Origin of the sequence: Kitasatospora sp. NPDC059973 (assembly GCF_042737525.1) — a bacterium.
Taxonomy (GTDB): Bacteria; Actinomycetota; Actinomycetes; order Streptomycetales; family Streptomycetaceae; genus Kitasatospora.
The window spans coordinates 1-12,343 of the sequence record NZ_JBHWUI010000211.1; the positions used below are offsets into that span (position 1 = coordinate 1).

Consider the following 12,343-nt stretch of genomic DNA (forward strand, 5'->3'; position numbering starts at 1 on the left):
CTGCCCCCCGGCCCCGGCGTCGCCGCCGAGCGGCGGTCGGCCAGCCGGGCGGAACGCCGGGCCAGCGCGCGGGCGGCGTGCGCGTCCAGGTGGGCGGAGGCCCGGGCGGCCATCCGCTCGGCGACTCGGTGAGCGGCGGGGTGGCCGGCCGGCACCTTGTCGGGGGCGCCCGCGATCAGGTCGAAAAGCCAGGTACGGGCGATGTCCGCACGCCGGTGCAGTCGTCGCTCACGCCGGAGCGCGCGGGCCCGGCGCCGCGGACGGGTCGCGTAGCGCCAGCGCGCCCACGGGCTGCTCGGGCGGGCCAACCGGATGGCACCGATCCAGGACAGGCCGGGCACCAGGATGCCGAGCAGTCCGGTCCACATCTTGCCCTTGAGCAGGGTGATGACCGAGACCAGGGCGTTCACCGAGATCACCGTGACCAGTCCCCACCTCGTCTCCTGACTGGGTACCACGCCGAGCGGCACGTACCCGACGAGCAGCAGTGAGGTGCAGAGGATGCCGAAGATCACCGCGTCCACCGACTTGCGGCCCTGCTCGCTCCAGTAGACGTCGTCCAGGTGCAGGATCAGCGCGAATTCGTCCAGCACCAGGCCGCAGCCGATGCCGAAGAGCAGTCCGAACACATCGATCCACGGGTGGCCGCCGTAGGTCGCGAACACCCCGATGCCGCCGGTCAGCAGGAAGCCGAGACCGAAGACCATGTGGTGGATGTGCAGGCCGCCGGGGGTCACATTGCCGGGCCACCAGCGGACCTTGGCCCGGATCATCCGGACGCTGAACCGGATCAGAACGAAGGAGGTGATGAATCCGACCAACAGCAGGAACAGCGGTTGCTTGTGCGCGGCGACGATGTGCTCGCGGTAGCCGTCCAGCAGTGTGGTCATGCGTCTTACCTTCGTTCCTGGTCCTGCGTACGTCCTGCCACGACATGACCCGGGGGCCAACACCGGCCCAACGAGCCCACCACCCCCACCGACGCGGCGCCGGAGACCCGGGGGCCGGAATCCCGGGGGCCGGCGACCGGAGACCCGGGGGCCGGAGCCCGGAGGCCGCAGCCCGGGGGCCGCAGCCCGGAGGCCGGGGTGCGCGTCGGTGCGGGTGGTCAGAAGCCGCGGGTGCGCTTGGCCGCCCGGCGGGGGGCGGCGAGGTACGGTTCCGGCCGCTCGGCGCCGGCCGGGAGCTTCATGAAGAGCCGGGCGATCTCACCCCCGAGGTTCACCCCGATCGCCAGCGCCAGGGCGATCGCGGCGGCCCGGGTGATCTGCACCAGACCGGCGCTGGCGTGCCCCTGGGTGAACGAGAGCATCCCGAGGTAGAGCGCCGAACCGGGCATCAGCGGGCCGATCGCGGCGGTCACGTAGGGCAGCGCCGAGCCGTTGCGGTAACGGGCCATCAGCTGGCCGAAGAGGCCGACCAGGCCCGCCGCCACTCCGGTGGCGGCGATCGGGGAGACCCCGGCGTTGTAGACCAGCACGCCGTAGCTGGCCCAGCCGATGCCGCTGTTCAGGGTGACCAGTGCGAGCGAGCGGCGGTCGGTCTGCAGCAGCATCGCGAAGGCCAGCGTGAGCACCAGGGCGGCGATCATCTGGACCGGTGGGTAGTTCACCCCGGCCAGGCTCTCGTCCGGTTTGAGCTGGGGGTCGAAGCCGACCCCCAGGTAGAGGATCAGCATCACGCCGATGACGATGCCCGACACCAGGTAGATCACTTCGAGCAGCCGGGCGGCGGCGGTGATGTAGAAACCGGTCAGGCCGTCCTGGACGGCGGCCACCAGGGCGCGGCCGGGCAGCAGGGCGAACAGCCCGCCGGTGATCACCACCGAACCGCGCAGGCCCAAGGTGTTGAACGAGAGGATGATGCCGGAGGCCGCGGCCGGCATCGCGGCCAGCACGAACTGGTAGAACTCCGGCAGCCCGCGCCGGGCGATCAGTGAGGCCAGCCGGTCGCCGAGGACGGCCGCGATGAACGCGCTGGCGAACACCAGCCAGGCCTTGTCGTCGATCCGACCGCCGACCAGGAAGGTCGCCGCGCCGGCCAGTAGTCCGGTGTTCAGCGCGAGCAGCCAGGTCGGGTACGGGTGCCGGTTGCGGCGGATCAGCGCGAGGCGGCGGTACGCGTCGTTGACCGAGACCGTCTCGGCGGTGATGTCGGCGACCAGCTCGTACACCGCGTTCAGCCGCGTGTAGTCCGAGGTGCGGCGGCGCACCACCCGGTCCGCGGTGACCGGCGGTTCGACCAGCGAGGGCTGGTGCGAGATCCCGATCAGGGTGAAGGTGACCTGCGGCTCGCAGTGGTCCAGCCGGTAGGCGTGGGCGATGCCGAGCATGGCCGCCTCGACGTCCTCGGCGGCCTCGCCGCTGGCGAGCAGCAGTTCGCCGATGCGCAGGGTCAGGTCGAGGATGCGCGGGACGCTCCGGCCCGCGGAGGGGTGCAGCTCACGGGGGGTCCGCTCGAAGGCCGGGCGCTCGGACATCGGGGTGCGCAGCAGGGTGCGCATCCGGTCCGGCCAGGGCGCCTCGCCGGGCGCGCCCGCCGTCAGGGTGGGGATGGCGATGCCGTCGGGCGGGGTGTAGCCGGCGGCCCGCCACTCCTCGGGGGTGAGGGTGTCCTCGGCGACCGAGCGCCGACGGCTGCCGGGCACGCTGTCGGCGTCCAGCCCCCCGGCGGCCCCAGCGGCCGCGGCGGCACCGGCGACGACGCCCTCGGCGACGACCGCGCCCGCCGCACCGACCGGCCCCGGCTGGGGCTCCGCCTCCAAGAGCTCCGGCTCCGAGGGCTCGGCGGCCGGCTCCGGGTTCAGCAGGCCCTTGGTCTCCCGGACCGGCGTGACCAGCGGGATCACGGTGGCGGGTTCGACGGTCGGGGCGGGGTGGCCGAGCAGGCCCTCGGTGGGCGGGGCCTCGGAGGGGTGGAGCGGACGCGGCTCCGGACCCGGGCGTGTCTGTCGCGCCTGACGGGCCACCCTGCCGCCCCTGGCCCGCTTGCCTCCGCCCGGTCGGCCCCGCTTAGGCACTTCCGCTCCTTGCCGCCCCTGATGGCGCCGGGTGGGCCCGGCGCCGTTCGATCACGGGTTACACCTTGCCTGATCGAACTGCCGGACGCACATGTACGTCGCGGCGGGCGGCCGCCCGCGCGGGTGCCTACCCGGCGCGGTGGCGGGCGGGGACGGACCGGCCGGACCGGCGGGCCCGCAGCAGTTCGACCGCCACCGGCACCACCGAGACCAGCACGATGCCGACCAGGATCGCCTCGATGTGCTCCCGGACGAAGGGGATCTGGCCGAGGAAGTAGCCAAGCACCGTGACGCCGGCACCCCAGAGCACACCACCGACGACGTTGTAGACGACGAAGGTGCGGTAGTTCATCCTGCTCACCCCGGCGACGATCGGGGTGAAGGTCCGCACGATCGGCACGAAGCGGGCCAGCACGATCGCCTTCGGTCCGTGCCGGTCGAAGAAGGCGGCCGCCTTCTCCACGTTCTCCTGCTTGAACACCCGGGAGTCGGGCCGCCGGAAGAGGCCCGGTCCGACCTTGCGGCCGAAGAGGTAGCCGACCTGGTCCCCGGCCACGGCGGCGGCCACGATCAGCACGCACATCAGCCAGAGCGGCAGGTGCAGGTAGGTGCCGTCGGCGATCAGCAGGCCGGTGGTGAAGAGCAGGGAGTCGCCGGGCAGGAAGAAGCCGATCAGCAGACCGGACTCGGCGAAAACGATGGCGAGGATGCCGAGCGGCCCGAAGGTGGAGATCAGGGTGGTCGGATCGAGCCAGGACGGGCCGAGGGCGAGGCTGGTCACGGGGCAGGCACTCCTGGAGGTCGAGTCTTGGCAATGAAACAGTAAAGCATTTGCCAAGAACCTCTTGATCCGGGAGCCCCTGCCCCGCGCCGGGGGCACTACTCCGGGCCGCTACTCGGGGTCGAAACTCCGGGCCGCTACTCGGGGTCGAAACTCCGGGCCGCTACTCGGGGTCGAAACTCGGGCTCGGGCCCGCTACCAGCGGCCCGCTACAGCCCGTAGCGCTCGATGATCTCCTCGTGCCGGGCGGTGTCCGTGCCCGCCGCCCGGGCCAGGTCGAGCCAGGCCGGCGGGTGCGGCCAGGCCGCGGTGAGGCGGCGCAGCAGCGCGTCGGCGTCGGCGGCCCGCTCGGTGGGCGGCACCCCGACGGCGGCGTAGATCCCGGGCAGGACCTCGTCCTCGTCGGTCGGGTCGGTGACGCTGTACTGCTCCCCGCTGTAGGCCCAGACCGCGTACCCGGCCTGTCCGAGCTCCTCGCGCAGCCGGGCCCAGGCCTCGTCGCCGGGCCAGCCGCCGTCGATCCAGTAGGTGGTGTAGCCGGCCGGGTCGAGCAGCGTCAGCAGTCCGAACACCGGGCGGTGTCGGCGCCGCTCCTCCTCCGGGGCGTCCTCGCCGGGCGGCTCCTCCAGCAGGGCCGGGGCGAAGACCACCACGTCGCCGTGGTTGAGCGTGAGGTCGTCGCCGAGCACCGGCAGGATGCGGGCGGTGGCCGGGCCGGTGCGGACGGCCGGGAGGTCCGCGGTCGCGCCGTTGGTCCGGGTGGCCCGGACGGTGACGATGTGCCACTCCTCGTCGACCGGGCCCTCGGCCTCGTCGAACTCCATGCCTATCAGCGCGCCGGTCGAGCGGACCGTCGCCCAGTCCCGGTTGACGGTGGCCGCGGTGATCAGGTGCCAGAGGTCGGGCTCCTGGACGGTGCGGTGCCGCTGCTCGTCCGGAGTGCCCTCGGCGGGCAGCGCGTGCTCCAGCAGTTCCTGGTAGTACCGCTGCGCGGCCACGTGGTCGCCCAGCTCGGTGGCCGCGGCGGCGGCCAGCCGGCGGGTGTTGATCCGGTCCGGGTGCAGGGCCAGGATCGCCTCGCACTGCTCCACCACGTCGGCCCAGCGGCTCTCGGCGGCGGCCCAGCGCGCCCGGATCCAGTGGCCGCCGGACGGGTTGGTCCCGGTGATCCGGTCGGCGAGCCGACGGATGCCCTCGTCGTCCCCGGCGTCGATCAGGGCGCTGCCGAGCATCGCGGTCAGGCCCTCGCTCGCCGGGTCGGCGTCCAGCCGGTCCCAGAGCAGGTCCGCGGCGGCCCGGGCGTGGCCGAGGCCGCCCAGCACCGCGGCCAGGTCGAGCGCCAGCCCGGTGGCACCGGCCGGTTCGCCCCGGTACTCGTCCAGGGCGGCGGCGAGCAGGTCGGCGCCGGCCTCGTAGGGCACCTGCGCCTCCCCGAGGTAGGCGGACAGCTCGGCCGCCGGGACGGGCAGCTCCGGCACGGGCAGCGCCTCGGCGTCCGCGCGCAGCCGGGCGACCTGCTCGGCGACGCCGTCGGTGCGGCGCAGCCGGGACAGCTTCCGTTCACCGAAGGCCGCCAGGGTGAGCGCGATCGTCCGGGCGTCGCGTGCGACGGCCAGCCGGCCGGCGGCCAGCAGCAGGTCGACGCAGGGGCGGTGCGAACCGGTGCCGTCCAGGTACCCGACCCAGCCGGCCAGCGCGGCGCCGAGCTCGGCGTCGTTCTCGCGGGCGCCGGCGGCGACCAGCAGCTCGACCGTCGCCGTCCAGGCGGCCCGGATGTCGGCGTGGCGCTCGGCGTCCGCCAGGCTCGGCAGCAGGGCCAGTGCCTCGTCGGTGCGGCCGAGCGAGGCGAGCGCGCGGGCGCGCAGCACGGCGCCCCAGCGCCGGTCGCTCTCGTCGATCTCACGGCCCCGGCCGCGCTCGGCCTGCTCGGCGGTGTCGAGCAGGGCCAGTACGTCCTCGTGCCGGCCGAGCAGGTGCAGGGTGCCGGCCCGGGAGTGGTGGAAGTGCAGCGAGAGCCGCTGGCCGGCTGACTGCATCCGGGCGGCGGCGGTGTCGAGGTGGCTGAGCGCCTCGGCCGGCCGGCCGTCGTCCTCCAGGGCGTCCGAGTACTCCCGGGAGAGGCAGTCGAAGCAGGCCCGGGCGGGCTCGATCCGCTCCAGCGTCTCGCTCAGCACGGCGAGCCGCTCGGGCACGTAGCCGGGACCGTCGACCCGGGCGTGGCAGATCGCGAAGTCCTGCACCACGCAGACGGACTGCGGGCAGCCCGCCGTCTCCTCGCGGTGCGCGAACTCCAGCAGGTCGACCGCCTCGGGCAGCGCCTGCTCGCCCTGGTGCCGCTTGTTCAGCAGGTTCTGCATCCGCCAGTGCCGCAGGTAGACCTCGACCCAGGGCAGGCCGAGCGCCCGGGCGGCGGCGACCGCCTCCGGGTAGACGGCGTCGAGCTGGTCGTTGCGCCCCTCGTTGGCGTGGCCGGGGAGTTCGTAGATGGCGTCGGCCAGCCGCCGGTGGCCGGCCTCGGCCAGCTGCTGGTGGGTGTCGTGCACCCAGGCCCAGATGTCGGTGCTCATACTGCTTGCGTCTCCCCCTGCGGGTGGTGCGCTGTGCTGGTGGACAGTGTGCTGACCACCTCTGACAATCCGTCCGACGGGTCCCGGACGGGCGGGTCCCGGACGAACAGGTTCCGGACGGCCGGGTCCCGGACGAACAGGTTCCGGACGGCCGGGTCCCGGACGAACAGGTCCCGGACGAACAGGTTCCGGACGGCCGGGTCCCGGACGAACAGGTTCCGGGCGAACAGGTCCCCGCCGGCCGGGTCCCGAACGGGCGGTGCGGGGCATGGCCCCCGGGCGGGCCTCGGGGGCCGGCGCCGTTCAGCCCCGGTCGCGAAGGCCCCCCGGGTCACCGGGTCCGCCCGGTTCCCCGAGCTCGCCGGGGCTGTCCGGCACCGTGCCCAGTCCGGCCGGCACGGCGGCGGTCAGCGCGGAGACCGCCGTCCCGATGCCCGCCAGCGCGCCGCCCAGGTCGCCACCGCCCGAGCCCGAGCCGGCGGACCCGGCGGACCCGGCCGAGGCCGCCGCCATGATCACCTTGAGCGAGCGGAGCAGCCCCGCCGCGGTCGCGCTGCCGGTGTGCCCGCCGCGGTAGGCGGTGAGCAGGTCCTGGACGGCCGGGCAGGCCAGGTTGAGGTAGAGCCGGGCCCTCACCTCGCCGCCGGACCGCGCGGTGAAGGCCCGGGCCAGACGCAGTGCGGCGGACGGGATCCGGGCATCCGCCTGGTCGTCCTCGATCCGCGCCTTCAGCTCGGCCTCGCGGTCCGGGACGAGGACGAGCGGCAGGCCCGGCGGGTCGAACCGGGCCGGGACGAGTTGCTCGCCGGGGTCGGCCAGGGCGCCGGTCAGCCAGGCGGTCTCCTCGGCCGGCAGCGGCCGCTCCGGGTCGCGGAACAGCTCACGGTTCCCGTTCTCGCTGCCGAGTTCGACGATCCGGCAGTCGCGCAGTGCGGCGTAGCGCCGCAGGAAGGGCAGCACCGCGTAGCGGTCGCCGCGCGCGATCGGCACCTGCATCGCCCGGTACAGCATCTCCTCGAAGCCGCCGCCGCTGCCGAGCGCGACGTGCACCGCGCCGCCGCCGGCGGCCCGCAGCGCACCGGCCGTCAGGTCGCCCTGCGAGGTGGGCACCGGGACGTCGTCGGCGAGCAGGGTGAAGAGCCGGTCGTCGCAGAGCGCGGCGCCGAGCAGGTCCTGGCCGTGCCGGGCGAGGATGCGGCGCCAGACGGCGGGGCGCAGCCGGGCGGTCTCGTAGAGGCCCTCCACCACGGCGTCGGTGAGGGCCTGCTGGAGCGCCCGGTAGTGCTCGTCGCGCTGGAGGTCCTCGCGGCTGGCGGTGGGGGTGAGCCGGCTGGACTCGACCACGCCGCCGATGAACCCGGCCCAGCTGGGCAGCAGGTCGCGGGCGTCCTCGGCGAGCAGCATGCCGCGCAGATAGACGGCGAGGTCGCGGTTGTCGCTGCTGCCGTAGGTGCCGCCGTCCTGGACCCAGAGCAGGCCGACCGCGTCGCTGCCGCCTTCGACGGGCTGCACGGGGAACGCGGTGAGCGGTTCGAAGCGGCGGCCGAAGGCGCCGGCGAACCGCATCCGGGCGGCGTACGGGTCGCCGTCGACCGCCTGGCGCCAGGGCACCGGAACGGCGTTGACGGGTTGTTCGTCGTCGCCGACGTAGACCGGGATCGGCAGCAGGACGCAGTACCGGCCGAGCACCTCGCGCAGCGCGTTCTCGTCGGCGAGGTGGGCGTGCTCGGTCTTCAGGGCGAGCTCGACCAGGGTGCCGGGGGCCGGCCGGGCGGGCACCCGCTCGACGCTGTACTGCTCGCCGCCGAAGCTGCGGTAGCGGTGGCCGAGCAGCGGCTCGCGGTGCGAGGTGGTGGTGACGGTGACCTCGTCGGCCACCGAGAAGGCGGAGAGGAAGCCGAGCCCGAAGGCGCCGATGAGCTCCTGGTTGCCGGTGAGTTCGCGCAGCATCCGGGTGTAGCCGGTGCCGACGGTGGCCAGGTAGGCGTGGATCTCCGGCTCGGTGAGGCCCGCGCCGGTGTCCTCGATGCCGACGGTGCGCCGGACGGCGTCGGCGCGTACCCGGATCAGCGGGCGGTGGCCGCCGTCCGGGTCCTCCAGGAGCCGCCGGGTGTGCGAGTCGTGGGCGTTCTGGACGAGTTCGCGCAGGGCCACCAGCGGGGTGGAGTAGAGGTGGGTGGCGAGGACGTTCACCAGTCCGCCGAGATCGACCTCGGTCGTACGCAGATCCTCGGTGGGCACGGGGTCGGGCGGGAGACCATCAGACATGGGTCCTCAGTGTGCCAGTGCGACTATCCGGCGACCATTTCTTTCTGAGGCCGGCCCGGAATCGGTTCGGGATCGACCGGGGCTCGATCCGGGGTCGACCGGGGCTCGGTCCGGGGTCGACCGGGGCTCGGCCTGACACCGGGCTGACACCGGGCTGACACCGGAGGACCGGTCAACCTGGCATTGACAGTGCAGTCCCGTCGAAGCCGCCGTCCGGCGGACCCAATCCGCCCTTCTTCGAGGGAACTTGACGCTCTCCGCGTGACCGCGCGCGGCTCCTTCCCGCTCTCCCGGTTCGTCGCCTTCATGACACCATCGGGCGAATTGCCACCCATTCGGTGGAGTTCGCCCAGGTGCTGGTGAATGCTGGTCGTGCGACGTCAGGAACCGGCGCTGCGGGGCGGCCACCCCGGAACGCGCCACTTTTTCGCACTCTCTCAGGGAGATCAGCGTGTCCCGTATCCGCGCAGCCGCCGCCGTCACCGCCCTCGGGGCCTTCCTCCTGGTCGGTCTCGGGTCCGCCACGGCGTACGCCGACAACGGCGCCGGTGCCAACGACCACTCCAACAGCAGCGTCGTGAACAACAACGGCTCCGGCAACGTGCTCGGCAACGTGACCGGCAACCTGGTCAGCACCCAGCAGACGGCCACCGGCTCCGGCGCCAGCAACCAGAACAACGGCCTCGCGGTCGCCGGCAACGCCGGCAACGTCGGCGCCCTCCAGGGCAACGGCAACCTCGCCGCCGACGTGCACCCGCACATCTTCTTCTAGTCCCGGCCCTCCTCGCCGCCGCTTCCGCTCCGGCGGCGAGGACCCGGACCGCGCACCAGGGCGCTCGCGGCCCGACCGGATCCACCGCGCCGCGACGCCGGGCCGGGTGCCCGCCCCCACCGTCCTCGGGGGCGGGCGCCCGGCCGTCGCTATGCGGGCCCGGGGAGGCCCAGGACGGCCCGGCCGAGCCGCCGCAGGCAGTCCCCGAGGTCCGGCCGTTCGCAGTACGGGCGGTTCCGCACCCCGTCGTTGACCAGGGCGAACAGTGCGTGCACCCGGATCCTGGCCTGGGCCGCGTCGTACTCGGGGCGGACCTGGCAGAGCAGTTCGACCCAGGTCCGCAGGAAGTCCCGGCGGAAGTCCACCGCGGCCCGCCGGTCCGGCGCGGCCAGCCGCTCGGTCTCGCTCAGCATCGCGCCCAGGTAGTCGCTGTTGCGCCGGGCGAAGCCCACGTAGGCGGCCAGCGCGGCCTCCAGGGCCGGCCCGGGCCCGTCGGCGACGGCGATCGCGCCCTCGACCTCGTGCCAGAGCCGTTCCCGGCTGCGCACCAGTGAGGCGGCCAGCAGCTGGGCCTTGCTCTCGAAGTGCCGGTACACGCTCGGCCCCGAAATGCCGACGGCGGCGCCGAGTTGGTCGGTGCTGACGTTGTCGAATCCGCGCCGGTGGAACAACCGCACCGCCGCCGCGAGCAGTTCCTCCCGGCGGGACTGCGCCCGGGCCACCGGCGCGGCCGCCGGGCAGTCCTGCGGATCGGGCGAGGTGTCGCCCAGCGGCACCGCCAGGATCGCCGCCACCAGCTCGCGCAGCAGCCGCTCGGCCCGGCGCGGTTGCGGCACGGCCGACTGGTAGGAGAGGCCGGCTCCGGCGGAGAGCGCCGACCAGCAGAGCAACTCGGCGTCGGCAACGCCGAGTTCCGGGCGCTCCGCCCGGAGCACCCCAACCATCAGCGCGACGTCCGCGCGCAGCTCGCGGCGCAGTCCGGCCCGTCGGACCGGCGGCAGCAACCGGGCGTCCCGCTGCACCAGCGTGCCGAGCGGCCGGTGCCCGACCGCGACGGCGGCCAGGGCGGCGCCGATGTCAGCCGTGGTCGATGCCGCGCGCAGTCCGCCGGACAGCTCGTCCAGCCCCAACCGGAGGGTGCGGTCCAGCAGTTCGGGCTTGCCCCGGAAGTGGCGGTAGAGGGCCGGCGCGGTGATGCCGACCCCGGCGGCGACCTCCGTCATGGAGACCTGGTGGTAACCGCTGCGGTGGAAGCGCTCGGCGGCCACGGCGAGGATCTGCGCCTGCCGGGATCGCGCGGGCGGCCGTCGTACCACCATGACGTCGCTCCTCGCCCTCGCCGGCCCGTATGACGGGCACCTCGCCCGGGTGCCGGCCCACGAGGTCCACGGCGCCGCGTCCCCGCACCGCGGTCGGAGCGGAGCGGAGCGGACTACGGGGCGCCACCCGCCGACCGTAGGCTAGCAAGGATTCACTTGTGGGGGGCCGGAGCCGGTCACAGCGGGCTCGGTCACGGTACGGACACCGCCGCGCCGACCCTGGACAAGTCGAAGCTACCCGGGATTAACTTGTGGGGCGATCAGCTGTCCACCGGCCCGCAGCCGCCCGTGCCGGCCCGCACCGCCTGGCACCACCGAAGGGAGCGCCGTCGTGCGCCGCACCGTGTTCACCGAGGACCACGAGGCCTTCCGGGAGACCATCCGGGACTTCATCGCCAACGAGGTCGTTCCCGTCTACGAGGGCTGGGAGGCCGAGGGCCACCCGCCGCGCGACTTCTACCGCCAGCTCGGCGCGCTCGGCGTCTTCGGCATCGAGGTCCCCGAGGAGTACGGCGGCGCGGGCGAGAGCGGCTTCAAGTACCAGGCCGTGGTGGCCGAGGAGACCGCCCGGGCGGGCGTCAGCTTCGGCTCCTCCGGCGTGCACACCGGCCTGGTGCTGCCGTACCTGCTGGAGTACGCCTCCGAGGAGCAGAAGCAGCGCTGGCTGCCCGGTTTCGTCTCCGGCGACATCATGACCGCCATCGCGATGACCGAGCCGGGCGCCGGCTCCGACCTCGCGGGCATCACCACCACGGCCCGGCTCTCCGAGGACGGCACCCACTACGTCCTCAACGGCGCCAAGACCTTCATCACCGGCGGCGTGCTCGCCGACCTCGTCCTGGTGATCTGCCGGACCGCGCCGTACGACCCGGAGAACCGCCGGGCCGGCCTCTCCATCCTCTGCGTGGACACGGCCTCCGCGGGCTACACCGTGGGCCGCAAGCTGCAGAAGATCGGTCTGCGCACCTCCGACACCGCCGAGCTGGCCTTCAGCGACGTCAAGGTGCCGGTGGAGAACCTGCTCGGCGAGGAGGGCAAGGCCTTCTCCTACCTGACCCACAACCTGGTCCAGGAGCGGCTGGCGATCGCGGTCGGCGCCTACGCGGCCTCCGCGGCGGCGGTGCGGTTCGCGGTCCAGTACGTCAAGGACCGCAAGGTGTTCGGCAAGGCGGTGGCCGAGTTCCAGAACACCAAGTTCACGCTGGCCGACTGCGAGGCCCAGGTGGTCGCCCAGCAGTCGATGGTCGACCGCGCGCTGGAGCTCTACCAGAGCGGCGAGCTGACGGTCGCGGACGCGGCGGCGACCAAGCTGTTCTGCACCGAGTCGGCCTCCGGCGTGATCGACAAGTGCCTCCAGCTGCACGGTGGTTACGGCTACATCCTGGAGTACCCGATCGCCCGCCTCTACACCGACAACCGGGTGTTCCGGATCTACGGCGGCACCAGCGAGGTCATGCGCAGCATCGTCGCGAAGTCGCTCGGCCTGTAGCGAGGGCCTGCGCCGGGGCCTCTGCGCCGGGCCCCGGCGGCGAGGACCCGCGCAACGGGAGCCCGGGCCGGCCGCCCCCACCGGGCCGGCACAGCCGGGAGCGCCGGCGGGCCGCACCCCCATGGCGG

General features: G+C 73.9%; 8 protein-coding genes. 2 read left to right on the forward strand and 6 right to left on the reverse strand.

The window, feature by feature from the left end; translation table 11 throughout:
- From ACFWA9_RS34910 to ACFWA9_RS34930, 5 genes are all read right to left on the reverse strand, one after another.
- Positions 1-890 (reverse strand): hypothetical protein (locus tag ACFWA9_RS34910; RefSeq protein WP_380392822.1); only part of this gene is annotated, 890 nt, incomplete at its 3' end.
- A 218-nt stretch (positions 891-1,108) separates the two neighbouring features.
- On the reverse strand, positions 1,109-2,968 hold the full coding sequence (locus ACFWA9_RS34915) for a threonine/serine exporter family protein (RefSeq protein ID WP_380392825.1): 1,860 nt from the start codon (positions 2,966-2,968) through the stop codon (positions 1,109-1,111).
- 178 nt (positions 2,969-3,146) lie between these two features.
- Positions 3,147-3,800: a VTT domain-containing protein gene (locus ACFWA9_RS34920; RefSeq protein WP_352286057.1), complete on the reverse strand. Its 654-nt coding sequence runs from the start codon at positions 3,798-3,800 to the stop codon at positions 3,147-3,149.
- A 209-nt stretch (positions 3,801-4,009) separates the two neighbouring features.
- On the reverse strand, positions 4,010-6,367 hold the full coding sequence (locus tag ACFWA9_RS34925; RefSeq protein WP_380392829.1) for a hypothetical protein: 2,358 nt from the start codon (positions 6,365-6,367) through the stop codon (positions 4,010-4,012).
- Positions 6,368-6,670: 303 nt separating this feature from the next.
- Entirely contained in the window at positions 6,671-8,635 is a 1,965-nt protein-coding gene (locus ACFWA9_RS34930; protein ID WP_380392832.1) for an ATP-binding protein, read from the reverse strand.
- 451 nt (positions 8,636-9,086) lie between these two features.
- Between ACFWA9_RS34930 and ACFWA9_RS34935 the strand changes: the two genes are divergently transcribed.
- Positions 9,087-9,407 carry a hypothetical protein gene (locus tag ACFWA9_RS34935; protein WP_380392835.1) on the forward strand — a complete coding sequence of 107 codons (321 nt, stop codon included), beginning with the start codon at positions 9,087-9,089 and terminating at the stop codon, positions 9,405-9,407.
- A 149-nt stretch (positions 9,408-9,556) separates the two neighbouring features.
- Here ACFWA9_RS34935 and ACFWA9_RS34940 read toward each other — a convergent pair whose 3' ends face one another.
- On the reverse strand, positions 9,557-10,726 hold the full coding sequence (locus ACFWA9_RS34940; protein WP_380392838.1) for a TetR/AcrR family transcriptional regulator: 1,170 nt from the start codon (positions 10,724-10,726) through the stop codon (positions 9,557-9,559).
- A 331-nt stretch (positions 10,727-11,057) separates the two neighbouring features.
- Here ACFWA9_RS34940 and ACFWA9_RS34945 point away from each other — a divergent pair, with 331 nt between their 5' ends.
- The gene (locus ACFWA9_RS34945; RefSeq protein WP_352286047.1) at positions 11,058-12,215 is read left to right on the forward strand and encodes an acyl-CoA dehydrogenase family protein; all 1,158 of its coding nucleotides are present in this window, start codon (positions 11,058-11,060) and stop codon (positions 12,213-12,215) included.
- Positions 12,216-12,343 lie beyond the last annotated feature (128 nt).

What these genes read in the sequence shown, in the direction of transcription:
- ACFWA9_RS34930 (WP_380392832.1), bottom strand. Translation starts at nt 8,635, where the DNA reads ATGTCTGATGGTCTCCCGCCCGACCCCGTGCCCACCGAGGATCTGCGT.
- ACFWA9_RS34940 (WP_380392838.1), bottom strand. Translation starts at nt 10,726, where the DNA reads ATGGTGGTACGACGGCCGCCCGCGCGATCCCGGCAGGCGCAGATCCTC.
- ACFWA9_RS34925 (WP_380392829.1), bottom strand. Translation starts at nt 6,367, where the DNA reads ATGAGCACCGACATCTGGGCCTGGGTGCACGACACCCACCAGCAGCTG.